This window comes from Bythopirellula superficialaquae (assembly GCF_059632245.1).
The window spans coordinates 1,633,742-1,658,468 of the sequence record NZ_CP197426.1; the positions used below are offsets into that span (position 1 = coordinate 1,633,742).

General features: G+C 49.6%; 22 protein-coding genes. 5 read left to right on the forward strand and 17 right to left on the reverse strand.

Translation table 11 applies throughout. The features are described from left to right. Window positions 1-239: 239 nt before the first annotated feature. From SH678x_RS06695 to SH678x_RS06750, 12 genes are all read right to left on the reverse strand, one after another. Complete coding sequence (locus tag SH678x_RS06695) at window positions 240-1,427, reverse strand: hypothetical protein (RefSeq protein ID WP_496922115.1); 1,188 nt, start codon at window positions 1,425-1,427, stop codon at window positions 240-242. A 119-nt stretch (window positions 1,428-1,546) separates the two neighbouring features. Next, window positions 1,547-2,383: a tyrosine-type recombinase/integrase gene (locus SH678x_RS06700; RefSeq protein WP_496922116.1), complete on the reverse strand. Its 837-nt coding sequence runs from the start codon at window positions 2,381-2,383 to the stop codon at window positions 1,547-1,549. A gap of 810 nt (window positions 2,384-3,193) precedes the next feature. Next, window positions 3,194-4,342 carry a tyrosine-type recombinase/integrase gene (locus SH678x_RS06705; RefSeq protein ID WP_496922117.1) on the reverse strand — a complete coding sequence of 383 codons (1,149 nt, stop codon included), beginning with the start codon at window positions 4,340-4,342 and terminating at the stop codon, window positions 3,194-3,196. A 588-nt stretch (window positions 4,343-4,930) separates the two neighbouring features. Continuing rightward, window positions 4,931-5,680, reverse strand: coding sequence for a hypothetical protein (locus tag SH678x_RS06710; protein WP_496922118.1), 750 nt, complete (start codon window positions 5,678-5,680; stop codon window positions 4,931-4,933). Between the two features lie 15 nt (window positions 5,681-5,695). After that, window positions 5,696-6,879 (reverse strand): IS3 family transposase gene (locus tag SH678x_RS06715; RefSeq protein ID WP_496918735.1). Its coding sequence is split into 2 segments (ribosomal slippage): window positions 5,696-6,612 and window positions 6,612-6,879, totalling 1,185 coding nucleotides; the frame shifts between segments, so codons are not numbered across the junction. A gap of 17 nt (window positions 6,880-6,896) precedes the next feature. Next, entirely contained in the window at window positions 6,897-7,175 is a 279-nt protein-coding gene (locus SH678x_RS06720) for a hypothetical protein (RefSeq protein ID WP_496922119.1), read from the reverse strand. A 185-nt stretch (window positions 7,176-7,360) separates the two neighbouring features. Then, entirely contained in the window at window positions 7,361-8,485 is a 1,125-nt protein-coding gene (locus SH678x_RS06725; protein WP_496922120.1) for a helix-turn-helix transcriptional regulator, read from the reverse strand. A gap of 34 nt (window positions 8,486-8,519) precedes the next feature. Next, window positions 8,520-8,759, reverse strand: coding sequence for a hypothetical protein (locus SH678x_RS06730; protein ID WP_496922121.1), 240 nt, complete (start codon window positions 8,757-8,759; stop codon window positions 8,520-8,522). Window positions 8,760-8,916: 157 nt separating this feature from the next. After that, window positions 8,917-9,090: a hypothetical protein gene (locus tag SH678x_RS06735; protein WP_496922122.1), complete on the reverse strand. Its 174-nt coding sequence runs from the start codon at window positions 9,088-9,090 to the stop codon at window positions 8,917-8,919. Between the two features lie 523 nt (window positions 9,091-9,613). Then, window positions 9,614-11,209, reverse strand: a complete 1,596-nt coding sequence (locus SH678x_RS06740; RefSeq protein WP_496922123.1) for a LamG-like jellyroll fold domain-containing protein — start codon at window positions 11,207-11,209, stop codon at window positions 9,614-9,616. Further along, entirely contained in the window at window positions 11,206-11,748 is a 543-nt protein-coding gene (locus SH678x_RS06745) for a sigma-70 family RNA polymerase sigma factor (RefSeq protein WP_496922124.1), read from the reverse strand. The genes SH678x_RS06740 and SH678x_RS06745 overlap by 4 nt, the downstream gene beginning before the upstream one ends. Before the next feature lie 19 nt (window positions 11,749-11,767). Beyond that, entirely contained in the window at window positions 11,768-12,730 is a 963-nt protein-coding gene (locus tag SH678x_RS06750) for a sugar phosphate isomerase/epimerase family protein (protein ID WP_496922125.1), read from the reverse strand. A gap of 202 nt (window positions 12,731-12,932) precedes the next feature. Here SH678x_RS06750 and SH678x_RS06755 point away from each other — a divergent pair, with 202 nt between their 5' ends. Continuing rightward, on the forward strand, window positions 12,933-14,945 hold the full coding sequence (locus SH678x_RS06755) for a heparinase II/III domain-containing protein (RefSeq protein ID WP_496922126.1): 2,013 nt from the start codon (window positions 12,933-12,935) through the stop codon (window positions 14,943-14,945). Between the two features lie 192 nt (window positions 14,946-15,137). Here the strand turns inward: SH678x_RS06755 and SH678x_RS06760 are convergent, their stop codons facing one another. Both SH678x_RS06760 and SH678x_RS06765 read right to left on the reverse strand, forming a co-directional pair. Further along, window positions 15,138-15,959, reverse strand: coding sequence for a PEP-CTERM sorting domain-containing protein (locus SH678x_RS06760; RefSeq protein ID WP_496922127.1), 822 nt, complete (start codon window positions 15,957-15,959; stop codon window positions 15,138-15,140). Between the two features lie 73 nt (window positions 15,960-16,032). Continuing rightward, window positions 16,033-17,076: a hypothetical protein gene (locus SH678x_RS06765; RefSeq protein ID WP_496922128.1), complete on the reverse strand. Its 1,044-nt coding sequence runs from the start codon at window positions 17,074-17,076 to the stop codon at window positions 16,033-16,035. A gap of 420 nt (window positions 17,077-17,496) precedes the next feature. Here SH678x_RS06765 and SH678x_RS06770 point away from each other — a divergent pair, with 420 nt between their 5' ends. The 4 genes from SH678x_RS06770 (at window position 17,497) to SH678x_RS06785 (ending at window position 21,587) form a co-directional block, all read left to right on the forward strand. After that, complete coding sequence (locus SH678x_RS06770) at window positions 17,497-18,573, forward strand: DUF1559 family PulG-like putative transporter (protein WP_496922129.1); 1,077 nt, start codon at window positions 17,497-17,499, stop codon at window positions 18,571-18,573. Window positions 18,574-18,740: 167 nt separating this feature from the next. Continuing rightward, complete coding sequence (locus tag SH678x_RS06775) at window positions 18,741-19,460, forward strand: 3-keto-disaccharide hydrolase (RefSeq protein ID WP_496922130.1); 720 nt, start codon at window positions 18,741-18,743, stop codon at window positions 19,458-19,460. Then, window positions 19,457-20,860 (forward strand): outer membrane protein assembly factor BamB family protein, encoded by a 1,404-nt coding sequence (locus SH678x_RS06780; protein ID WP_496922131.1) that lies wholly within the window; start codon window positions 19,457-19,459, stop codon window positions 20,858-20,860. The genes SH678x_RS06775 and SH678x_RS06780 overlap by 4 nt, the downstream gene beginning before the upstream one ends. A 22-nt stretch (window positions 20,861-20,882) precedes the next feature. Next, window positions 20,883-21,587 (forward strand): hypothetical protein, encoded by a 705-nt coding sequence (locus tag SH678x_RS06785; protein ID WP_496922132.1) that lies wholly within the window; start codon window positions 20,883-20,885, stop codon window positions 21,585-21,587. 19 nt (window positions 21,588-21,606) lie between these two features. Here SH678x_RS06785 and SH678x_RS06790 read toward each other — a convergent pair whose 3' ends face one another. The 3 genes from SH678x_RS06790 to SH678x_RS06800 all read right to left on the reverse strand — a co-directional run bounded on the left by SH678x_RS06790 (window position 21,607) and on the right by SH678x_RS06800 (window position 24,571). Beyond that, the gene (locus SH678x_RS06790; protein ID WP_496922133.1) at window positions 21,607-21,858 is read right to left on the reverse strand and encodes a hypothetical protein; all 252 of its coding nucleotides are present in this window, start codon (window positions 21,856-21,858) and stop codon (window positions 21,607-21,609) included. Window positions 21,859-22,264: 406 nt separating this feature from the next. Then, window positions 22,265-23,041 (reverse strand): BUD32 family EKC/KEOPS complex subunit, encoded by a 777-nt coding sequence (locus SH678x_RS06795; RefSeq protein ID WP_496922134.1) that lies wholly within the window; start codon window positions 23,039-23,041, stop codon window positions 22,265-22,267. Between the two features lie 183 nt (window positions 23,042-23,224). Then, the gene (locus SH678x_RS06800; RefSeq protein ID WP_496922135.1) at window positions 23,225-24,571 is read right to left on the reverse strand and encodes a TolC family protein; all 1,347 of its coding nucleotides are present in this window, start codon (window positions 24,569-24,571) and stop codon (window positions 23,225-23,227) included. Between the last annotated feature and the right edge of the window lie 156 nt (window positions 24,572-24,727).

Here is a 24,727-nt window from a genome sequence, read left to right on the forward strand (position 1 = left end):
TGCTCTACAGAAGTGTGCTTTGTCGTCAGATTATCTGCCATCTCGCCAACATCCAGGTTTGCGCTTTTCACGGGTCTCTGGACAGTATTGCAACCCAATCGAGACAAGTCTTCTTTGGAACTGCAGCAGCGCTGCAGTATTTCTGCCACATTTTAGATTGCAACAAAAAATGCTCACAGCCAATCGTTAAATATTGGCTGTGAGCATAATTTGCGCTCACGGTTTGATAGACTGCCTAATTAGGCGAATAATGGATTCGGATTGGTTCCTTTGTACTGGAGCTTGAAGCACATAGCTTTCGTCCGACATTTTAGGTGCAGAGGTATTTCGTAGCCCTCTAGCACTTCATTGACTCGAGATGCAGCACTTGTAAAAGTGCTGTCCGGTGGCACTTCCTGGTCGGAAAGAAACTTACTCACAGACGCAAACAGTAAGAGGTCTCCTCTTCGATATTGCTCGTAAGCTGCACTGAACAAACGTTGCGGCTGATCAGGAAACTCAGCACGGATGTGGCCCCATTGGAAAGATCCATCGTTGTTCATTCCGTAGTAGGGCTGAATTTTACCTCCATGTGGATTTATCGTGAGACTGGAGATTGTGGTGTCTTTGAAGCAGTTATAGGCTGCATCAACAATTAGTTCTAAGGAGCGCACATTCAAGTTACACTCGTACTGACGTCGCACATCATCAAACGTCGTCATCCTAAGTGGCGGACTAGGAAGTATCGTAGTCCAGTAGGGCTGGTCAAACAAACTGTTGAGCGAATTTGGAGAGTACCCAAACGATTCGGGCGCAGTCCGCGCAGCGAGTTGCCACAAAGTTCTTGAACCGAAGGATCTCGGGACTTCTAAGCTTTCAATGCAATTTTCGAGTGACTGACAGGTTTTTGGATAGAGCTTCGGCGGCTTGTACTCAATCCTGTAAGCACTTCGTGCAAGGAGATCCCAAAACTCAAGATTGGCACGAACTCCGAGAATTCTCTGAAGATCCGAGATAGTGATTTCTCGAAAGACGGCCTGGCAAAGCGAAGTAAGCTGCCAGAACAGCTTGGCATTCTTCTGAGCAAACAGGGTACGGAGGAACAAACTTATCTCAAAGTGCTCCTGCCCGTTGAGATCACAATTGTTAACGTTACTTAGTGCCTGCGCATGCTGCCGCCACTCTGCCGAGGACAGATTTACGGTGACGGACATAAATGATTTTGTGGCGGACTTGCAAAAGTCGGCCAATTGATCCCTGGCAGTTTTTTTGGGGCATGGTTTGGAAGTTTTTGTTCCCATTTCAGTTTCTCCAAGTTTATGTGTAATAATGAACAAATTGTTGTCTGGGAGAATTTGATTCCATCGACGCCGTTGCGGCAATGTCGGCGGGCTGAGAAACAAGGCTTCACGGAACGTACGGGCGAGGCGTCCAGTTTGGCGCGGCAAAAAAATCTCTTAGTTTTCTGTGTTTTGTGGACTCTTCAAAATCAAATTGAACCGCATGTCCTAAGAGGCCGGAAATTTCGCTGAAAAATACCTCTTCTTACCTTTGAAAGAGATTCCCGTCATTCCAGCACGCTGATCTGCCCTGCCCCGTCTTGAGGGAACAAGTGTTGGTAAAGGGATCGCATATCTTGTGTGGTGTGGCCCATCCATGCCCCAATTGTGGTTTCGGATACGCGACCGCTTCGGGCGAGGTTAGCGCCAAAAGAGTGTCTCAAAACGTGAAATCCCGTGACGACTTCCCACTTTGAACCTTCAAGTGTTGCCTTAAACTGGCGATAGGCTTGCATCCGGGTCATGGGGCCATGTTCCTTCCTGGCTTTCTGAAACGGCATTTCAAGCGGTACAGTAAAAAGGTGTCGCCCTCCGTTATGCTTTGTGAGCCATACCTGCAAGATCTTCGCCAAGCGATCGTGCAAAGGTAAAATGCGTGTGGACCCTGAAAGGTCTTTGCGTCGCTTGCATTCTCGAATCACAACTTCGTTTTCATCGAAGTCGACATCGATGATTTGGGCACGTAGCATTTCGCTACGTCGGCAACCGGTATAGGCCAGAAACGCCATCATCGGGTGGACGAAGTTGTAGCGAGCGTTTTTCTCGAAGTGTTCCAACAACTCGACGACTTGGCCATTGTCTAAATACAGTCCTCGCCAGAGATCTTTTTGATCCGCTTCGGAGAGATCTCCCGCGATAATTTGGCGCTGAATTTGACGCCAGGTCTGAAATCTCTTACCTTCAGCCGGTTTAGGTAACGGGATTTGCCATTGACCGTCCTCGTCGTAGAGCGGGCAGGCCGTTGAAAGCCGCTTATGTCGCTTGGCCCAGAGCCAAACCTGCCGAAATGTCATTAGTTCTTTACGAATCGTGGTGCCGGTAATGAGTTTGCCGCGAAACTTCATCTGACTTCGCTTTCTGGCATAGCGTTTTAGGACATCAAGATTGACAGCCGAGAGTAATGTTCCTGGTCGCAGTATAGATTTAAGACGGCCGATGTGAATTCTTTCGCCAGCAATCGTCGATTCTGCCTTTCCGACTTGGTCCTTCAGATACTCTTCGCAGATAACGGATAATCGCAGTTCCGCGGGACGCGCCGACTTTCTCGGGTTTACCACAGCTTTGCCACCAGAAAGAATCCAATCACCCGGATTGACGTTGGGTGGGATGACGACTCGACCCGTCTGAAGCAGAGCTAGAGTTTCCTGGACGATGCCCAATAAGCGCTGAGCAGCAGAATCTACTCGGGTGCGGCAAGACCGTGTATAGTGGACACCGTCCCATCGGAAGGATATGCACCATGAGTTACTGGTGGTACCGGAGGAACGTTTAAGATAGGCCATACAAAAATCAATCGTTGTCGGGGGAGTTTGCCAACAAAGTCGATTGATTTTTTACCGCAGTTTTACCGCAGAGAAGGCATTTACAGCGCGATGTCAAAGCAATGCCGAAATGGTGTTTGGCGCTCCGTTTTATGCACCAAAAGTATTGCTAAATAAGCACTTGTAGCGAAAAGTTGTTGTCATTAAGTGATTTGCATCGTATCTTGATAAAGTGCTGCGGCAATTTTCAAAATCCAGTGCCCGCAAGGGCGTGAGGGTTCGACCCCCTCCTCCGGTACTCTTATTGGATAAGGACTTACGTCAAATTCTGTGATCCCAGCAGCCCTCTCAAAAAGTGCGAGTTCTACATAAGTTCTACATTTTTCAGAGAACTTATTTTTCGTCCTGTTCATTGACCTGATTTTGGTCGTCAGGCTCACGGACAATTTTGCGGACCTGGGCTGCCGCTCGCATCGCGGGTTTCGTATTGATGTAGTATCTTTCGGTTGTCGTCACACTGGCATGACCTAGAAAGTCGCGGACGACGACCGTCGGAACATCGTTGGCGGTTAGTTCTGATGCGCAGGTAGAGCGGCAGTCTTTCGGGACATAATGTTCCCCGTCAGGTATCCCTGCGGCAGTCTGAATCAGATGCCAGTCGACATAGACTTGGCGATAAGTGTCATAAGGCCAAGGCAAGACAGAATCGTTGGGTGAGTTGAACGGACTTCGATCTTTCCATTGCTTGAGGACATCCGACAATTCTGCGGCAATAGGAACTACTCGATCTTTACGACTCTTAGATGTACCGGCTCGAATGCGAACCTCGTTCGCTTGAAAGGAGATATCACTCCAAAACAGGCCCAGCGCTTCCCCCCGCCGTACGCCCAAATAGTAGATGAGGTACAGAAAAATCCTCCACCAGTTAGGAGGCATTTTTTTAAGCTTGAGCTGAGGATTGCGTAGTGCCGCGAGTAACGCCATGAAATCCTCTTCTGGCATGATCGTTGGATCTCGACGTTCCTCTTTGATGAGAAGTCCAAAGAAATCTGGGATGTCGTCAAGTACACCGCGCCGTTTGGCCCAACGAAATAGAACTCTCAAATGTCGGAGGTCTCGATTGACCGTGGCAACTGCGGCACCCGCAGCCAATCTGGTTTGTATGAAGTTCTCCAAGAGAGTGAGATTGATCTCTGTAAGGGACTTTACATTCATTACCTTCGCAAATTCGTCAAAACTCAGTTGATAGATCTCGATCGTCTTCGGGGCTAGCCGGCCACGGTGCATCTCTACATACTCATCGACCAGCTGTTCCCATGACCAATCGAGTACGCTATCGATATCAATCTCCAGTTCCCGCTCGAGTTGTCGGCGGAATTGCTCGGCAACTCGCTTGACGGTTGTGCCGGTAGTTCGCCAAATCTCCTTCCATTTGGGTTTGCCTGGAATGTTGTCGACAAGTTCCCACCACCGAACATACCAATTGGGCGATTTGCCGTTGGGATGTTTTAGGAGTTGCACTTTTCGGATTTGTGGTGCCATTGCCAACTTTATCCGGACTTATCTCTAAATTTACAGAAACAAAAGTCGCTGGTTTCCTTGCTTAATACCCGAATTAACGGCTTTGGATGTGCGACTAAGAATGGATCGTACTGATCCGATCAGCAGGACAAAGAGCCTTTGACCGGAGTTACTTCTGGTCGAAGTTACTCAGAATCCGTGTGCAAAGCACCGCCGTGGTTGCAGCTTTTTTGCAACATACATGCAGCAAGACTCGCAGTGAAATCATTTCGAAAATGAGAAAGACTCATTCTTTAGCATCGTGCATGCGGCATAAAGAATGACGGATGTCAAACAAATATCATCGAAAAAGTCACGCGAGCTGATTCTTTGGCGACAAACAGGGACCAGTAGTGAATTACTGCAAGGTTTTGTGTTAGTTAGCACTGACCTTAACGTGAACTGATGATTAATAGAAAGTACTGATCAAAAGGACAAAAGACTTTGAAAATAGGATGCAAATATCTCTAGCCGATTCTTGCAGAGCGGCAAACGCCTCTCAACCGCAGTTTATTATCCGAAGATAACAAATGCCGGTTGAGAGGCATAAATTTAAACGTTACAACCTTTTCACTCGTATGAAGCATCTGCTCGCAAGGAATCTAGCGACTCAAAATCTTCACCGCATTTATTACATTGTAGTCTCGCTTCTTTCGCCGTCCCTGCATCTGTGAGTATTCGCCGGTAGCGCGTGTCATAGTCAGCGTGATCACAGTCTGAACGCGGAACGTCAGTGAATATGTCGGGAACCTTTTTCATTTGTCCCCAAACCATTTCTCGCTTGATCCGAGCCCAACTGCCATCGTTCCATCGCTCGACGCAGCTTGGATCAACACTCGTCGGAAACCGCTTATCTGCCCGATGAATACGAGTCTCGAGACACATTCGAGCCTCGACTTTGTCACTCAAAAGATTTCGCAAGTGCAATCGATAGTTCGCAGGCCAGTTATCCGAATCTACCTGGTCACTGCTCCAAATCACTACACGCGTCATTTCCTCCAGACTTCTCAGGACAATGATCGAGTGCGCCAAAAAATCTTCGTAAACTTCAGCTAGATCTGAACTGCTTGCGCGATCAGCATTCCCAGGATCAGATGCAACCTCACATAGAGCCTCCAACGCAAGCTGTGCTGCCGTAGCTGCCAACTCCATAGATTTCTTCAAGCTTGGAGAAAATTCGGATTCCATATATTCCGGGAGTGCATCTTCCAAACAAGACGTATATTGCGCAATCATTCCGATGTGAAGCAAACCTTGCGCGATATGCGTTTGATACGTCGTGACGTCATCAAGCACTTCGACGGCATGACCTGCCCCCAAGAATGGAACCAATTCTTAAGTTAGTGTTGGACCTGTTCCAACGCCAGCCTGCTTCGTTCGCTGAGGCGTAGCCGAAGCGAACGAAGCAGGCTCGATCGCCTCGGGTGCGGGTGGGCGGTAGCCGAGCGAGCTGTGTGGCCGCACGGTGTTGTACACGTGTCGCCAGCGCTCGATCAGCACCTTCGCTTCCAACAGTGTGTCGAAGACTTCGCGGTTCAACAGTTCGTCACGCAGCTTGCCGTTGAAGCTTTCGATGTAACCATTCTCCCAAGGACTGCCTGGCTCGATAAAGAGCGTCTTCACGCCGACGCGAGAGAGCCACTCTCGAACCTTCGTCGCGGTGAACTCCGAACCGTTGTCACTGCGGAGGTAGGCCGGCACCCCACGACGCACAAACAGGTCGCTCAGTCGCTCCAGCACGTCCTCGCTCTTGAGGCTTCTCGCCACGTCGATCGCCAGGCACTCACGGGTGTGCTCGTCGATCAGGGTCAGCATCCGAATGGCTCGGCCATCGCTCGTCCGATCCGCCACGAAGTCGTAGCTCCAGACGTGATTCTGGTAGGCCGGCCGAAGCCTGATGCACGATCCATCAGCCAGCCACAGACGCTTCCGCTTGGGCTGTTTCTGAGGGACTTTCAGCCCCTCTTGACGCCACAGCCGCTCGACCCGCTTGTGGTTCACTCGCCATCCTTCCTCACGCAATAAGGCCGTCACCCGGCGATAGCCGTATCGCCCATACTCGGTGGCCAACTCCACAATCCGCTTCATAAGACGCGGCTCGTCGCTCGCCGCATAGCGACAGCGTCGTTGCGTACTTCGAACCTGCCCTAACACGCGACATGCCCGACGCTCGGTCACGCACTGGCGGCCCAGTGCATCACGCACATACGCCACCGCGCGTCGCCGCTTCGCCGGGCTCAGAAGTTTCCCGAGGCGGCCTCCCGCAGAATCGCTTTATCCAGCTCCGCGTCCGCCAACAGACGCTTCAGACGAGCGTTCTCTTTCTCCAAATCCTTCAGACGCTTCGCCTGGTCCATCCGCAGACCACCGTACTCCTTCTTCCAACGGTAATAGGTCTTATCGGAAATTCCTAACCGCCGGCAAAGTTCAGGGACCTTCTGACCCTGAGCCAATAGGACCTCTGCCTCACGCAGCTTCGTGATGATCTGCTCCGCTGTGAACTTGTTTCCTCGTGCCATCGATGATCCTCCTTCGCTTACAACCACCACCAAATTCTCGCTTCAGGTGTGGTCTCGGGTGAAGGGGGCAGGTCAACTTTTTGAGGGAGTCCACCGTCTCCGGGAATGTAAGTGACTCTGACGGTTTCTCCACTGGGGGTAGAATCCCATTGGATCTTGGGAAACTCGCGTGAGGTGTACAGCACCGCTACGAAATCACCGACCGCGATGTCTTCAGGAGCCAGGGCCTTAGCTAAATTGCTCTGTGTGTTTCTAGGGAGTTGTTGACGGTCGCTAGTTGCTGGCAATTTGCTCAAGTTCTCATTCCTGGGACTACTCAATCTGCTCTGACATCCGTTGTACCGGTTGGCACTGCCAGAGGTGGGACTGTCACTGGCCTTGCTCAACTAAATTCGCAGTTCACCGTTTACGATCCAGCCAATCGGCTATGATCACGCATAAATCAAACACCAGGATGGCGATGAGGATGTCCATGTGAAATCTAGTCTTCGTTATCTTCAATACCCTGACGAAGACTGGTTAAGAACAGGGTTCGCAGTTCGGACGGCTGTTGAACTTGAACCTTGCCGGTCCAGGTCAGTAGCCAATTGAGGATTTCCTCAAGGCCATCGACCGTGAAGGTGAGGGTCACACTACCATCTCGATGTTTCGTAACTTTTTGGGTGTGGTGCCACTGCGTCTCTATGACAATCTTGGCCGCTGGGGGTTTAAAGAAGAGCTCGACCTCATACGTGCACGCACCGCGATAGACGCTCCACGCGTTGCCAAAGTAGTCCCGGATATTGAAATCGGCTGGAATATTGGCCGGGTCGTCGAGGAATCGTAAGGTCTGGAAGCGGGCAACCCGATAAGTCCGTGGAGTTGACTCGCCCTGCTGGTGACCGATCACGTACCAAGCGTTTTTGATAAGACAGAGTCGATAGGGGTGCAGCTGAATCCGACGTGCTCGATCTTCGTAGGGGCTCTCGTAGTTGCCGATTAACTGTTTGCCATGCAGTAAAGCATGCTGTGTCGCCTTGATCGCTTCCTGATGATGACTGTGGTCGACGAGTTTTAAGTCAAAGACTTCAATCAAACGAGCCGCATCGTCGAGCGTCTTTTGAATGGCTGGCGTTGAATTCGAGGACAGCTTTCGAGTTATGGGCTGAGAACCTTGCGAGGCGTCAAGTCCCACGGCACGAGAGACGGCCGTCGCTACGGCTTGCCCCGCCGCTTCGTCGTCGGTGAGTCCCAAGGTCGGAAAGCGAAAGTCGGGTCGGACCCGATAGCATTGGTCATCATCATCGAAGTACCAGGGGACACCGGCAAACTCCAAAACTTCTAAGTCTCTGTAAACCGTTCGTTCCGAGATATCGAGTTCTTGAGCGATGGCTCGACTATTCCAACGGCCTCGTGATTGGATCAAACTGAGAATTTGCAAAACTCTGGCGATACGAGAGTGCTGCCTCGCTCGGCGATCTCGATCAGGTCTAGTCGGTATGGGCGTCGTTCGACCGGGTGGAATCGACGGCTTGGTAGACTTGGATTTCTTGGGCAACTTCGATTCTCGCCATACCTTGCACAAAAATGAAAAAAATGCCCTCAACGTTCCGTTCGTTGAGAGCATCTTTAGTGTGACGGTTGCAACTGACAGCGGTGGGTCAGGCCGCTTGCTCGAAAATCCAGGAATGGGCTTGGTCGACGACCTTGGCGAGATTTAACAGGTCATCGCGGCCAAAACTTTCGGTCTGCTTCCATTCGTCGCCATCCTTGTAGAGGCGGGTGACCGTGACGTTGTGGCGAGTGCCGACGGAGGTTTCATTCTCCCAGATCGCGGCTTTGATGCCGCCGATGCGGACTTCATGGACGGGGGACTGCTTGGACTTGGGTTTGGTAGGCATAAGAGGCTCCTTAAATGAAAATGAACACGTAACTTCCTTAATACCCACTTAAAACGGTATAGGCTGCCCGTCTCCAAGGTTCAACTTATGGTCATCGCGCAACGGTGCAGGAGTCGAACTTGGACACAAGACCGTACACGCCGAGGCGTTTTGCCAATCATTTGCCCACCGCGGCAAGCCAATGATGACGCACCTTGCGGTGCTGGAACAATTGACCATCGTTCGAATCGACATTTGGACGGAAAACTTTAATTTTCGTTGTAGCAGCGCGCTGCGTGACGGCTTTTGCGGCGCAGGTCGCGTAGTCCTCTGTCAACTCTGGAAGTGCCATCCGACCTTCATCGTGCCCACCACTGAGGCGTTGAGAAGTATGTTCGGAGGCAGACGCTGGCGAGTTAGATAATATCTGCTTCCCATATCTGAGATGCTTGGGAGGCAATCCAAATGATACGGCCCAACTTCCTTTGAATCTCTTACAATTGCGAATTTCAGATTCACCACCACGAAGAGAACTGCATGAGACTCTTAAGAGATTTGGGAGCGTAGAACAGTAACGTCGACCACTGCGCACGCGTTTATAGGTGGGGATGTCAAAACCTAAGCCGGCATAGTAAAGGCACCAAGCCCCATTGAGTAAAGGGCCTGCCGCCCACCCAGCGGGGAATTGGTCGGAATGCCACTAAAAGTCCAACTTCCATGCAGAGGTGACTCGATCTTTTCGATCGGTTCTGGAAGGTGATCATTGTTCCAGTGATAGGTATGAAAACTATCGTAGCGACTTATTCGCATAAAGAGCGATGTAACCAAGGTAAAGAAAGAGAGCCCATACTTTTGCAGTTCGATACGAAACGGAACTAATGGTTGCGTGTAAGTGGCTCGCTGCTTTCCATCATTCGCGTGATCTCACTTGGACTAAGACTGCTATCTGAGATTACAAGCTCATCGATTTGCCCTTGAAATCTATCTTTCTTCGGACCGCCGCTACCGAGACGGCACCCTAGCCAAAGCACATCAGTAAGATTTGTGTCTTTCTCTTCAACTCCCTTGCCGAGAATGCTCAATTTTGGCCCTTCGATAACTCTATTACTTTCCAGCCTGCCATCTACATACTGCTTAACTTGTACAGGAGTATCAGAGTCCATGCCAGGAACAAATACAACGCTGATATGATGCCAACGACCATCACGAAGCGAGGTAGTACCCATCGAGTGCCCACCACTAAAATCAGTCCGTAAGGCACCGAGCGGACCTTCATCAGGATTACGATTCCAACCAACGTGAACGGGGCGCAAGCCGAGTTTTGAGCTACCCGCCCTCCAAGCCACCATGGAATAAGCGCCTGACAGCGCCGCATCACGAGGAACTTTCACCCAGAAAGAGACTGTCCTTGGCGAATTGCTAGAAAGTCCCGCGAATTCAGCTCGAGCGAATAGCTTACCGTCAAAATTAATGCCACCATCAAGAAAGCCATCGGCATGTGCTTCGTGAGAATCTTTGCTTAGATACATTATGGGTGACTTATTCGATATGGCATCTGACTCCGAAGAAATTTTTCTGCCGTTAACTTCATCAAAGCTCCATCTCACATGTTTAGGCAAGGCGGTTGACCGGTCAAACGAAACAGAGCTATCGTTTGGATTTTCCAGCGATTGATGATCCTTTTCAGGAACTTCGCCTGTTAAGGCAAATTGGCGCGATTCATTGGCATGAAGAAGTATGGCGTCCCGGTTTGAACCGTAACCCGGCATCGCCTCAACTTCGCCTTGGGTCACAAAAACGTTGGCAACTCCCTCGCCGTTAGCAAACATCGAGAATTGCGTGCCCAAATCAATCACTTCGACAGCGGGGTGGGAAATGCGAAATCCAATCGCCTGCGTCGGCGCGTTAACGGTAATGGACCCATGCTCCAGTATGGCATCCCAAGCCGAGTTAATTACAAGCTTGGCAGGAGCGTTGACAACCACAACAGCTCCTGAATCAAAAGTCAGTTCAGCATGTCCGCGAAATAGCTCGATATTATCATCGCGACAGAAGAAATCACCTAACTCCATACGGCGCCCCGCTGGCTTCCATTGACAGTCTTTTTGGCCGGTTAACTTGGCAACATACTCCCGCTGTTCGGGCTTGACTGTAGCTTTTTGCGGAGTAAAACTCGACCATGCGATTCCTACGACAAGAAACGTAGCCGCAACCGCGAGCCACACGGGATAGCGTTTTAGCAGAACCAGTGAGGCTCGCTGGTGTAGGTCTGGGGCTTCGATCTGCATTTCGCTCGCATAGGACCCCAAGCTAGCCGATTGATCCATTGACCGTACGTAAAATTGACGAGCGTCTTCCGATGCAACAACCCATCTTTCAAGCCGTTGTACATCACTTCCTGACAAACTTTCGTCGATCACGGAATTACAGAGTCGATGAAGCTCAAGTATCTCTTGATCGTTTATGCTCATGTGGCACCTCGGATCACCAATTGCTCTGATACGCAGTCAAGCAAAAGTTTGCGGATTCGACTGAGAGCTTTGTAGGCGGCCGTTATCGATCGTCCTGATTTCCGAGCAGCTTCTTCCACACCGCCCCCAGGTTCATACCGCGTCATAATAAACTCTTTGTCGCGAGTATGCAGTTTATCGAGGCAAATTGCCAATGCCGTATGGCGCTCATCCAGTTCTTTGGTCATCTCACCAGCAGTCTTAGCAACGACATCCAGTATTTCCTGACTAAAAAGAACTTTTGAACGCGCGTATTTTTGTCGTGCATAACGAACTCGCCAGTAAGCAATCTGAGATGCCCACGCGACAAAATCCGTTCCCTCGGTAAATTCGTCGAACTTTTCGCAGACGATCATAATAGTCTCTTGCAGTAGATCCTCAGCGTCCTGCCTACGGGGAACAAGGGTATATATGTACGAAAATATTCTGCGTTGATGCTGAGAGATCAGTGCCACCAATCGCTTTCGGGCTTCTCCTTCTGTTTTTGGAAATTCAGACATTGATTAGAACCCTGTTCGTCTATACGGTCGGACCGATTGCGCTACGAACTTCTGCGAGAAATTGGGGCACTAAAGTGTACGGATCGTAGGGTCGGCCGGGGACAGAAAGTGTTTCGATAGGAAGGTAACCACGATAATCTTGTTTACGCACAATCTCAATCAGCCTGGGCAAATCGGTTCGCTCAGTACTTTCCTTTCCGTAAGGACTTTCTTTAACTTGAAAATTGACCGCATATGGGATCACTTCCGAGATATCAGCATAAGGGTCGTCCGTTAGAAAGTAACCGGTATCCACGATCACACCAAACCAATCAGAGTTGACCATCTCGACAATTTTTAGCGTTTGCTTCGCTGTCTTGAGCATGTCGCCATGATTCTGTACACCGACTAATACTCCATATTCTTTTCCGTAGTCGGCACATTCTTTCAAATCTGCCGCCATCCACTCGGCAACCTCATCCCAGGAGTGTCCTGCAGGTTCAAGTCCTGCGAACACGCGAATAACGGGTGCACCTAATTTGGCCGCAACTTCAATCCACTCTTTAACGTGTTGAACGTCTGCGGCACGTTTCGCCGCATCTGGGGTGGCGAAATCGTTACGAACCCCTGTACCGCTTATATCAAGACCTAGCTGAAACGCTTTGCGCTTGAAATTGTTGATGTAATCATCTTCTGGAACAGCTGGATAACCAGGGAAGAAATATCCTGTAGGGTCTATCGCATCAAAATTGTGCTCAGCGCAAAAATCGAGTAGGTCAATAAGTGCCAGCTTATTCCCGCGACGATTCTTGTTGTAATTATTGAGGAGCTTGCTAAATGAATAAGCATTCAGGCTAATCTTTAGTTTGGGGCCGCCAATTCTTGTGATCGGCGTTTGAGCCGACGCAACTCCGCTCGCCAGGCCACCGACCGTGGCCGCTGCTAAAGGCATTAAAGAACAGTGGCGAATAAACTCTCTTCGACTTGTATGACTGTTGACCAAGGCTGACTCCAATCTCAAAAGCTAATTTACTAACGACTTCGAGACGCACCCAAACAGTAGTTTAATAGCAGTTTGTATCGGAATCAGGACAAACTCGTACACTCAATTATGGTCCTAATCGACGGCCAAATGGCTATTAAGAACTGTTGAATAAAGCTCTTTTCATCGCATACCGGCACCTCCAGAAATGAAGGTTACAAACTTGAAAAATTTCTTACTTCTCTTTGCTTTAGCTGGGGTGGCCGCGTGGCCTACAATTGCCACAGGAGCCCCTTATCCCAAGAATTCTCCGGAAAAACACTTTCCAGAGCTAAAAATTTATGACGATGAGGGTCAGCCTTACAGAATGGCCCGCGAAGACTGGCAAAATGCCCGGCACCTAGTGGCTCGCGATCCCATTTGGCAAAAATGGCTAGAATCCGAGCGTTCGGCCGTTGATAGATGGATAGCTAAGCATCGAGATCGGACTTCATGGATAGCTGGCTGGTCCAATGACTTCGTCAGCCCGAAGGATGGCTCCAAGCTTATCTGGACGGAAGCGATCCCTGGGGAAGAGACGGACCATTTTGCCAGCAAATCGGATCCTCGCGTCGAACTAACCGATAAACTAGTAGCAGCCTGGGTTCGGATTTGGCGTGAAAACCATGCTTTAATGATGGAACGCGCGGCACGACTCTACCGGTTAACCGGAGAGGTTCGTTATGCCGAATGGGCCGCAAGCCAAATGGATTTTTACGCCAACCACCTCCAAGAATGGCAACCTCAACGTCAAGGAGCACGGTTGTTTTGGCAGGTGCTCACAGAAGGAGTAAATCTCATTACCTATGCCCAAACGGTTCGCCTTCTTGGCGATTACGTTGACAAAGATCGTAAAAAACTCTGGCATGATAAGTTTTTTGTGCCTGAAGTCGGCGTGCTGAACGCAGGATTTCCAAAAATTCTCAATATCACATGTTGGCTCCGTTCCGCTTCGGCCCAGGTGGCTCTCGTTTTTGATGATAATGAGATGTGGCAGGCAGCGATTGACGGTCCCTTTGGAGTCCGTCAGCAAGTGGCCGAGGGCATTACTAGCGACTATCTTTGGTTTGAGCAGTCATTTGGTTATAACAGCTACGTCGTCAATGCTCTGGCTTCTTTGTTTGAAACTGCGGGACTTTACGACCGCGCAGATGACTTGGCTCTAGAAATGGCAACGGTTCAAAACCTGATGCTGTCAACAGTTTACTTGCGCTTTCCGAACGGACAATTGCCTACTCCCTCGGACACGAAAGGCCAACTTTTTTCACCCGATTACGAGCTTTTGGAACAGAATTATCGCGTCTTCCCAACGCCCCAAGGCATCGAACTCGCCAAAGAACGATACGACTGGGATACGCTTCTTGATCCCCCTGCCCGAGGAGAGGGCAAATCAACTCAATTGCCCCAAGTTACGTCGCGTAACTTCGAGACGTCCAGAATGGGAGTGCTTAAACAAGGACCATGGCAGGTGTTCATTCACTATGGCCAACCACCTGTCAAATCCCACTTACAAGCCGAAGTCCTAAATTTCTCCGCGTTTTATAAGAACACGGATGTTACGCATGACCCCGGAACGGTAGGTTATGGCTCGCCACTTCATAGAGAGTATTACATCCACGGCCTCAACCACAATGTGCCATTGGTAAACGGCGAGGGCCAAGAGCAACCCCCTAAAGGCCGGAGACCAGATCCCTTTACAAAAACTCGAGCGGGTGAACTCGTCGAATTCTCAACGGATCCACCTCGCATTTCTGTGTCACATCCCGTTTATCGACTTGACGCCAAAGCGAGTCGCACACTCAGTATCAAAGACGACAGGTTGATCGATGTCGTCCAGATTGAATCTTCAGCCGAGGGGCCTCAAAAACTGGGGCTTGCACTGCACCTCCAGGGTAAAGTTAGGTTACCTAAAACATTTGAACCAGATCAGCAATTTGCAGATGGTCGTCCGAAAGCCTTCCGTTATTGGCAAGATGTCAAAGTAGCCAACTACAGCGATAGCGTCACTTTCGATGTCGAATATGGTAAAGAAATACTCCGCCTTCGATTTGAGGTGCCTGGGAAGTTCGTGGTTTGGCATGGCTCGACGCCCGACATGCCACCACATCGCCGCGAGGGATTCTTTTTAGAGACAACTGGTTCGCAGGCTGTCTTTACCACTGTATTTGATGGCGACCGCGCAGAATCCCGGGAATAGCGCTGCAATCTTTGGCGGTACAACCGCGCTGGGAAGCTCGCCTGAAAAAATCAAAGAACTGTTAGCCTCTCAGCACCTAGAGAGCGCTACACAATTGAACAAAAAACATTGGTCGGTGACATAAAATGCCACCGACCAATAACGGCTTCCTTAAATTAGTCGTCGTTCGCGACCTACCCAAATTAAGTGCAATTAAATCTTACAACGTCTCGTGACTAGCAATAAGGAAGATATTGCCAACAACAAGGTCGTACTGGGCTCGGGAACTTCCACTCCCGTAAGTGCTTCTCCAAAAGTTGTAGCAACGAAAAGGTTGTCGATTAGCTGTGAACCTGTGTAGTCGTTGCTCTGACGCAGTGCATACGATTCGATTATTGTTCCGAATCCGCCGCCCGCCGCATTGGATAGGTTCGAACTGGATTCATTCACAGGATCAAGCCACAATGTGGATTCACCGGTCGCGGCATTGTACGCAGTAACAATTTTATAGGTCGTGTCGAACGAAAGGTCGATCGGCCAAAATAAGCCACCGCCTGCAGGATCTAATGAACTACCCGATGCGTGAAAGCCCAAAGCAAAATCACCGCCAGCCTTCGGGGCGACAACACCGACACGAGCCCTGAAGCCAGTGGTGGCGCTACTACTCTTGAAGTGGGCAAAGTATAGACCATCTGCGTCAGGGTCTACAGTTTGTCCACTGGGCAGCAGTAAGTCGAAACTCGCGTAGGTAATGTCTGTTGCAGATCGTGGAGTAAAACTTGTGTTAATGTCTTCACGACCGCCACTAGCCTGCTGTAACACAGCGACTCCCCCCGACACTTGAACAGGATTGCTACCACCGCTACTGTGGGCCGTCCACGCTCCACCGGGACCAGGAGTCGGAGTACGCCCCACAAGATTACCGTTTGGGTGCGAGAACTGTTCTTTAACAAGAATTCCTGCAAATGCCGATATCGGCAGAACAGTTGAAATAAAGGTCGCGAGCATCGCGTAGATAAGTTTGCGTAAGAACATTCAAGTCCCCCCCTTTCAAAAAGCAAAATTCAGTTTCGTTAGCGATTTCCTATAATCAAATGGATCCATTCGTTCAGACAACCTGTCTCGCCGACAGTAACATCACTCCAACAAGGATTAAACAAACCAACGTATGGGGTTCAGGGACTGCATTAGCAGCTACGAAAGGACTTTGGCCAAACTGTCGTTGCCAAAGCAAGAAATCCCTGCCGTCTACGTCGGAATCTGCATCGGCATCTCCTTGAGACTTCGTTGCAACACCCGTCAGACCATAGTTGGTTTGCCATATACCTAAGTCCGTGCTATTGACGAAAGTATCTTCATTGAAGTCAGCATCCAGAAAAATCGAGCCACCGGTCCCAGCCAAGGCTTCGGCAAAAGTTGTGGCAACTACCAGATTGTCAACAATCTGGGTACCGGTGTAATCATTGCTTTGGCGAAATGCGAATCCCTGAATCGACGTCCCGATCGCTGCTCCTGCAGAGTTGGCAATAAAGCTGCTATTTTCGTCCGTGGGGTCGAGCCACAATTTACTTTCACCGGTATTTGCATCGTAAGAAACAACCGTTCTATATGTAGTATCGAAAAATAAATCCACCGGCCACGTTGAGCCCTCGTTAAGACGAGCACCAGAAGCGTTCATCGCCAGGCCAAAATTTCCCCCGGACGAAGGCTGCACAATTCCCGATCGCGCCCTAAATCCTGTCGTCGGCAGACCTGAATAGAAATGGGCAAAGTATAATCCAAAGGAATCTAGAAGAGTCGGGCTGTTGAGATCCTGACCACCAGGAAGTTTGAAATCAAATCGAGCATAAGTGATTGCCGTTGTCGCCTGGGAAATAAATCCCACGTTAACATCTTCGCGGCCACCCGCGCCGCTACCTTGACTGAGGACAACCGAACCACCTAGAACTTGGATAGGAGTGCCGCCCAAGTCATCGTGTGCCGCCCACGCATTGCCAGGCCCCGGGGTGGGCGAATTACCAACAAGGTTGCCATTTGGATGAGAAAAAAACTCTTCAACGAGTATCTCTGCTTGGACGTTGTCGACAACTCCACAAGCTGCCACAATTAATAGCAAAAGAAGTAACCCAGAGCGATGCACTCGGTATGACATGTGAGAAGATCTCCTGCTAGTTAGCCTGAGCATTTCAGGCCATTCGTCGCGCTTGATGAGAGTAAGCACAGAGTGAATGGACCTCAAGCCAATGCTTACACTCGGCAGAGGGCAAGATCACTCAAACGCTTACACCTTGAATAGCTGTGAATCAGACTTTTAGGACAAAATGCGACAAATAACACGTTTATTAGCATGTTTTACCAACAATTCAGAAAATCTTGTCATGGAATCGAATTGAACTGCTATTCATAAATAGGATTGGCAATAGAACGCGTCAATCGTGCATAATTTGTGTGGCAGCACTCTCTAGCACTCTTGTCTGAACTCTGAATAAATGATTTTCAAGGAGCGTGGAGCTCTATCAACGTCGCTTCGGTATTCCTTGTCTTCTTTCTTATCACCAGCGTAATTGATAACATGCGAATTCCCAAAAATTTCGGAAAAGTATCACCGATCTTTCTTCCAGGCAGTGATTTTCGCAAATCCATTAGGGGCACGAAAGCGAGTCCACTCGCATTCACGCTCGTGGAATTGTTGGTTGTCATTGCTATTATTGGCGTTCTGGTTGCCCTATTGCTGCCTGCCATTCAAGCTGCCCGCGAAGCAGCACGCCGGACTCAGTGCGTCAATGGTATGAAACAGATTGGCTTAGCTCTGCAGAACTATCACGACACTGCGAAAAGATTTCCTTCTGGTTGTGTCCATCAAAATCCGACGCCTCCGTCAGTTTCAAACTCTTACCTGGGAAATTGGAGTTGGATGGCCTTGATTTTGCCGCAGCTTGAGCAAGGGGTTTTGTACGATAGGATCGGCGCCACTAAAGCTGATCTAGCCACATCTCTTGACAATCCGGAGAAGGTGGCAGCCATGCAGACCTCACTTCCCGTTTTTCTGTGTCCGACTACGGCAAGTCCAGGAATCAATGAAGAGCGGAGTATTCAAAGTCAAGGTGGCGCCCTCTACGGATTGGCAACATCTGACTATGTGGGCGTCAACAGTAGCAATGAATTAAGGCGGTATCGTGGTGCGCCAGGTGACGCTGCCAACGGAATATTTACCATTGAAAAAGGTGCTCGCATCTCCGAGATTACTGACGGAACCAGCAATACGTTCATTGTAGGTGAGAGAAGTTGGGAAACGACGCTGGTGGGCACTGAGGGTACCGTCCTAGGTCGAGCGGGAGTAGTCTTTGGAATTCGAGGTGTACGCGATAATTCTGAAATCGGTCTCGCAGATGCGATGGCGTGTGGTAAGTATGCCATGAATTACTCGAGTTCAATTGCAACGAAGTCGAATTCTTTTGCAAGAAGGGGCTTCTCAAGTCGCCATCCGGGGGGCGCCAATTTTGCTTCTGCCGATGGGAGCGTCTCATTCATTTCAGATTCCATAGACGGCGGTTTCGATTCGGAACAAACGGCTTTAACAGAAATCGTAGACACTCCCTGGGAAGCCTTGCTGGGAATTGACGACGGGGTTGTGGCGCAGCGAGATTAGTCCTCGACGACACGGCCATTCTTGTTCGATGTCTAGTAGCAAGTGTATGTGACTTGCTCGTACTGTTCGGGACTTTGTTTTTAATAGCGAACGTTGACAGAGAGCCTCAAATAAAAGATATGATAAGTAATATCAGTACGCGAGCCTGTACCAGATCAATCTTGCTATTGAGTTTTTGCTTCGCTCATGTGGGAGTTGTCTTCGCATTTGAGCGATCACCAAAACTCTCGACGGCACCCCCGCCTCGCGATGCCACAGTTCTGTTTGACGGCAGCAACCAAGATGAATGGGTTAGTCAGGCAGGCAAAAAATGGGAAGAGTCGGATGGGCCTGCAGACTGGAAAATTACCCAAGATGGATCGCTGGAAGTTGTACCTAATTCTGGTTCGCTCATTAGCCGTAGTAAGTTCAGTGATTTTAAGCTCCACTTCGAGTTTTTTCTTCCGCCCGGCGATGTGAATGGTGGAGTATTTTTGCTCGCCCGATATGAGTTTGGAATCAAGGGAGCAGAGAGTGCCCCCGAGGGATTGGTGTGTGGCGTTTTCGAGAATTTGATAAGACCTGTACGACCCACCACCGACCTCCACTGCGCCCCTAACCGATGGCATGCTGTCGACATAGATTTCCGAGCGCCACGATTCTCCGATGGTGGAACACTCAGAGAGGAAGCTCAAGCCTCAGTGAAACTGAATGGAATTTCTATCCACGAGAATGTGCAACTGGGGCCTCGCAAAGGGGCAGCTAAGCGATTGGGCGATGCTGCCGAAGGCCCAATCATGTTGCAGGATCATGGGGAAGCTTACAGGTTCCGGAATATCTGGATTGTCGATCGTTCGTCGCGGACGGATAGTTCAGTTGGTGAGGCCGCGCGCAAGACAGACAGATGATGAATAAATTGTTAATCAGCCTATGTTTGTTGTTTGTCCTCGTCCCCAGCGTAATCGCAGAAACTAACAGATTAGCAGGCGAGCATCTAGACAATTGGCACCAATGGCGAGGCCCCAATGCCGATGGCGTTTCTCCACGCAGCAATCCCCCAGTGAGCTGGGACGAATCGACCAACATCAAATGGAAGATCGAAATTCCGGGTAAGGGTAGCTCTACGCCAATAGTTTGGAAGGATCGGATATTCTTGCTGACGGCTATCGACACAGGCACAAAGCCGATTATCAGCCAAGCTTCAAAATCCGCCAATCAGAGTGGTCCCTCTCAAAGAAAAAATGGTGGACGGCGAGGTGGTGCAAAAAATGGTGAAGCACCACAGACAGTACCAAAGCCTAGTACAGTTCATCGTTTCGAAGTTTTGGCGTATGATCGCAAATCCGGTGATCTACTCTGGCGGCGAACGGCATGTGAAACGGTGCCGTTTGATGGCCATCACGCCTCCCACGGATATGCCTCGGCTTCTCCAACGACGGATGGCAAATTCCTTTACGTTTCCTTCGGTTCGTACGGGATTTATTGTTACACTCTCGATGGTGAGTTGAAATGGAAGCGGGACCTTGGAGAAATGCAAACAAGACGTGGATTTGGCGAAGGTATTTCGCCCGTGATTCACGGTGGCTCGCTAATCATCAACTGGGATCACGAGGGCCAGTCTTTTATAACCAACCTAGACCCGAAAACTGGCACCGAGAAGTGGCGGTCCGATCGAGAAGAAGCTACAACTTGGGGTACACCACTGATAATCCGCCACGACGGCCGCGAACAGATCGTAACGAATTCGACGGAGCGGTCTCGCGGTTACGACCTTGAAACAGGCAAGGTGCTCTGGGAGTGCGGCGGACAAGCAATGAGTCCGATTCCATCGCCTGTGGCCACGGCGGGAGTCGCATACTGCATGACAGGATATTTGGGCTATGTTGTGAATGCGATTCCACTAAGTTCGCGGGGTGATATCACCGAAACCACTGGTCCATTGTGGAATTACTCGACCGCAGCACCTTATGTTGCTTCTCCCTTGCTTTCCGAGGATCGGATTTATTTCACCAAGGGCGAAGCAGGCATTCTCTGTTGTTTGAACACTTATACCGGGGAAGTTATTTTTGGTCCCAAGCGATTGCCTGACGTTGGCAATGTATTTGCTTCTCCAATAGCAGCAGGGGGAAAGATTTACATCCTCGGTCGAGAAGGAACATGTATTGTTCTCAGAGATAGCTCAGAGTTCGAAGTGCTTGCCACTAATGCCCTTGACGACGTTTTCAATGCTTCGCCCATCGCCTTGGATGAGCAGATAATTCTGCGAGGCGATAAGTATATGTACTGTATCTCAGAAAGTAGACCTTAGGGTTAATTGACAGGAGAATCCGATGAAACATCTTCGTAGTTCAAGTAATATCGTGCACGTTTTCACGCTCTATTCGATGGTTTGCTTCTGTACGAGTGCGGTTCTTGCTCAAGGCACGGTAGTCAAGGAAAAACCTTCCGACGAACAGACACAAGCTGTCTGGAAGACGCAAGTAGATTCAACCGCCGAAGCCCTCAGTTTACCACCAGACAAGCGAGATCGACTCGCTGAGATATACATTAACCATCGTATGGCACGGCGTGAAGCCACCGGCAAGCTGTCGAAATTGGAACAAGGAAGTAGTGAAAAGAAAGAGCAGTCCGATAAACTTAATGACGAAGCTCGCGAAAAACTACGAGCCGAACTGGCTGGTTTATTGACAAATGAACAAGTGGAACAAGTCGTTCAGTCCTTAGGTAGCTTCAACCCTCGATGGGACCGCTACGTTCTTCAAATTCAGGAGTTCAACCTCGAAGATTCAAAAGAGAGACAGGCGCAACGCCTTGCCTATAATTACGTCCTCGACTATGGCAAGGCGCGAGCAGCAGCCGAAGCTGCCCAAGATAGGCTTTCGAGTGTTGTTGCACGAGACTTGAAATCCAACCTCGATACCGGCATGGCTAAGATTCTCGATAAAGACCAGTTAGCAAAGTGGACTGAGACAACCGCCTTTCGATCAGGAGGAGCGGGCGGCGGGCGTAAGGGATCAAGCGGAAAGGATAAATAGCACGCTGGTCGAAAACGATTTAATGATTTACTGACGTTGGAAATTTCAACGCGACTCCCAGAGTAGTGAAAGTAGGCTCAGGTGTTTGTAGTGTATCATCATGACCAAAACTCTCCGTCTGCTTCCATTCGTCGCCGTTCTTGTAAAGGCGGGTGACGGTCACATTGTGACGGGTGCCGACGGACGTATCGTTCTCCCAAATCGCGGCCTTGATGCCGCCGATGCGGACTTCGTGGACAGGGGCGGATTTAGACTTGGGTTTGGTGGGCATGCGTAGCTCCTTAAGTAAATTTGAATGTGTACTTCATAAATACCCACTTAAAGCGCTGTTTGCTGGCAGTCCTCTATGATCACACCGATAGCCTAGCTATGAAGGCGCAGGCGTCGAGTGTTAGCGCTGGTATACGAGTCAGCACATGCCGAAGCTGATCTGGATGCAAAATTTGCGAAATCTGATGCTGCGGGTGTGTTATTTACCCGTGGAATTCATTTAGAGAGACGCACTGATTCTTGATCAGTCGATTTTTGGTTGAATTTTACTAGGATCACTTTCCCAAACTTGCCATCGAAGCAGTTAAGTGGCACGTCCGCCGTTTTCCAAAACACAGGACTTTTCACAAAGGGCTGGAAACTGCAAGTAGTAGGCAGCAGACATAGAAAATCATCTCGTTCCTCTTCTAAAACTGAGTATCAATGAGATAGCAAGTGGCAGCATATGCTCGCTTCACATCGTTGCTCAGTAATGGGAGAAAAGGAGTTGTCAGGATTTTGAAAAATCGTAAAACCCTTAGCATTCGCCTCAATTCCTGAGGATTAATGCTGCCTCGAGTCTGCCGATACGCGTCAAATGCGACGGCAATTATGTCAGGAGTAGTCGCCGAATATCTAGAAACACTGCCTAGGAACAACCAAATTTCTCTTGCTTGAACGGCATCTGGCGTCATTGAAGACAAATCTTCTTCAAAATCAATTAAGCCAATCCCCTTGTCTGGGGAGTAAACAAAATCATTGATCTTTGCACGACCATGATATTGTCCCGCCAAATGAAGCAGGGCAAGTTGATGGGCACACGATCGAATTACAGAATAGATTTCATCGACGCTGGGTTTATGACTGGCGTGCAGATGTTTATCTAAAGATTCTCCAATGTCGGACAGCACAATCCAGCGATCTGTAACGGCCAACACTTCAGGAACTCGGAATCCTAATTCTTTCAATACTTTGATTCGGCTAGCCTCCGACCGTAGCGCGGCCGCGCCACCTAAACTCACCGTTGGCTGAAATGCTTCTATAGGAATAAGTCGAGCCAGACTTCGCTGAATTGCATGAAAGGTGGTGGCTTTGGAGGAAGTTGCTTTCTTAACCCAAACTTTCTGGCCCTGCCACATTTCAGCGCGCACTCGATCCGAACTTTCTTGGTTCGCTAACTCATACAAATCCTGAGGAATGTTCAAAGAATGGAACCCGTATTAAATATATACACTAACTAATTTGTTTCACCTTGGCTGAATAACTTCCAGACATGCTGGCACGCATCAACCATCAATGAGTGAATGAGCTAGGGCTACTGTGCTTTCCGCAGTTGTATTTGCAATAGTTGTTGAATTCGTGAATTGAACTCGATGTCAATGTTCTGCTCATTCATGGATCAACTCCTCAATCGGTATGCCCATAGCTCCAACCACAGTTGCCGCAGATTGAGCGGCTTCATTAAGCAGATCGAGGTAAGCTCGTTGTTTTTGTAATATGCTCGTTCGCGCTTGTATGGCTCTGACGACGTCAACTTCACCTTCACGAAACTGCCGCTCAAGACTTTGTAGCTCTTGGGGCATAACGAAGAGATTTTGCGAGCTTTCTTCAAGTGCTTGATATGCAACCTTGTAGCGTTCATAGGCTGCCAAGCCTTCGAGCTCGGCGCGGCGTAAGAGCTGGTTCCATGTCACGGATTGTTGGTTAAGTTCGGCAGATCGCTGTGATTGCAAGGGCCGTCCCGTATCAATCACCGGCAGATTAATATCCGCACGGAATCCGACATGGGTCAAACCGTCAGGATTCTGTTGGTAGTAAGGTCCGACGTTCACATCAGGAACTCGACTGGCGGAAGCGAGCCTAAAATTGGCTCGAGCGACAGCAATATTGGCACGTGCTGCAAGAACATCTGGACGTGCTGCGGCGCAATCCCTTATCCAAGCTTCCTCAAGAAATTGCTTTTCGGTAGCTAACTCAAGTGCTAAACTCTCGGCTGTCTCTTGCAAGCAGTGATTGGCTGGCAAGCGCCAACGGATTCTTTGAATATCTCCGACGAATTCGTACGTCGAAGTTGCAGGCATTCCCATCTGACGTAGTAAATCTCGAACAGCCGACTGATAGTTTGCCTCAGCGAGTTGCAGCTGTTGCAAGGTGGCATCGGCATCAAATCTTACCGTGGCCACGTCCGAGGCTGCTGCATCGCCTGCATTGAACCGCTTTTCGACAGATTCAAGCAAGAGGGCATTGTTGTCGTGACTACTCTGGGCAATGTCACGAAGTCCACGCCGATAGAGCATCGTGAAATAGAGTTGTGCGGTCAACGAGACTGCCTGCAACTCAGCTTGATGAATGTTCCAACGAATACCCGTCAATGCTGAAGCGGCAGATTCTTCACGATACTGTTGCTGGTGAGCAAGCTGCAACCGTTGCATCAATAAAACATAATGAGCTGTTGTCCCACCATCTTCTTGATAGGGTGTTGCCTGAACCTGAACAAATGGATTGAACGGATATGTATTCGCTACCCCTACGACGGCTCGCCCAACACGCTCTGTTTGCCTGAGTGCAATGAGATCGGGGTTCTGAGTTAGCGCAATCGAGAGAGTATCTCGAAGCGGAGAAAGCTCATCTTTGGAATGGGTTTCGCTGGGAATGCCGACACCGATTTCTTCAACTGATTCCGCCGAAACCTGAAGAACATCGGCCGATGGCTGTTGCAAATCTGGAGTGGCCACGGAATCAGCCGTGGCTGTGGCAGGAAGAGATACGTTTGTGCTAATACTGTGAGGTTGTGAAGCGGCGGACGTTTTGCATCCGCAAACTGCTAGCAGTAGAAGCAAATGATAGTTGCGAAAACGTCCCATCCCACCCCTCGTAGACATAGCGCTACA

Bases quoted from the DNA above. Each gene is read 5' to 3' on its own strand.
- SH678x_RS06700 (WP_496922116.1), bottom strand. From the start codon at position 2,383: ATGAAGTTTCGCGGCAAACTCATTACCGGCACCACGATTCGTAAAGAA.
- SH678x_RS06705 (WP_496922117.1), bottom strand. From the start codon at position 4,342: ATGGCACCACAAATCCGAAAAGTGCAACTCCTAAAACATCCCAACGGC.
- SH678x_RS06725 (WP_496922120.1), bottom strand. From the start codon at position 8,485: ATGCTCTCAACGAACGGAACGTTGAGGGCATTTTTTTCATTTTTGTGC.
- SH678x_RS06730 (WP_496922121.1), bottom strand. From the start codon at position 8,759: ATGCCTACCAAACCCAAGTCCAAGCAGTCCCCCGTCCATGAAGTCCGC.
- SH678x_RS06735 (WP_496922122.1), bottom strand. From the start codon at position 9,090: ATGGCACTTCCAGAGTTGACAGAGGACTACGCGACCTGCGCCGCAAAA.
- SH678x_RS06740 (WP_496922123.1), bottom strand. From the start codon at position 11,209: ATGAGCATAAACGATCAAGAGATACTTGAGCTTCATCGACTCTGTAAT.
- SH678x_RS06745 (WP_496922124.1), bottom strand. From the start codon at position 11,748: ATGTCTGAATTTCCAAAAACAGAAGGAGAAGCCCGAAAGCGATTGGTG.
- SH678x_RS06760 (WP_496922127.1), bottom strand. From the start codon at position 15,959: ATGTTCTTACGCAAACTTATCTACGCGATGCTCGCGACCTTTATTTCA.
- SH678x_RS06765 (WP_496922128.1), bottom strand. From the start codon at position 17,076: ATGTCATACCGAGTGCATCGCTCTGGGTTACTTCTTTTGCTATTAATT.
- SH678x_RS06770 (WP_496922129.1), top strand. From the start codon at position 17,497: ATGCGAATTCCCAAAAATTTCGGAAAAGTATCACCGATCTTTCTTCCA.
- SH678x_RS06780 (WP_496922131.1), top strand. From the start codon at position 19,457: ATGATGAATAAATTGTTAATCAGCCTATGTTTGTTGTTTGTCCTCGTC.
- SH678x_RS06785 (WP_496922132.1), top strand. From the start codon at position 20,883: ATGAAACATCTTCGTAGTTCAAGTAATATCGTGCACGTTTTCACGCTC.
- SH678x_RS06790 (WP_496922133.1), bottom strand. From the start codon at position 21,858: ATGCCCACCAAACCCAAGTCTAAATCCGCCCCTGTCCACGAAGTCCGC.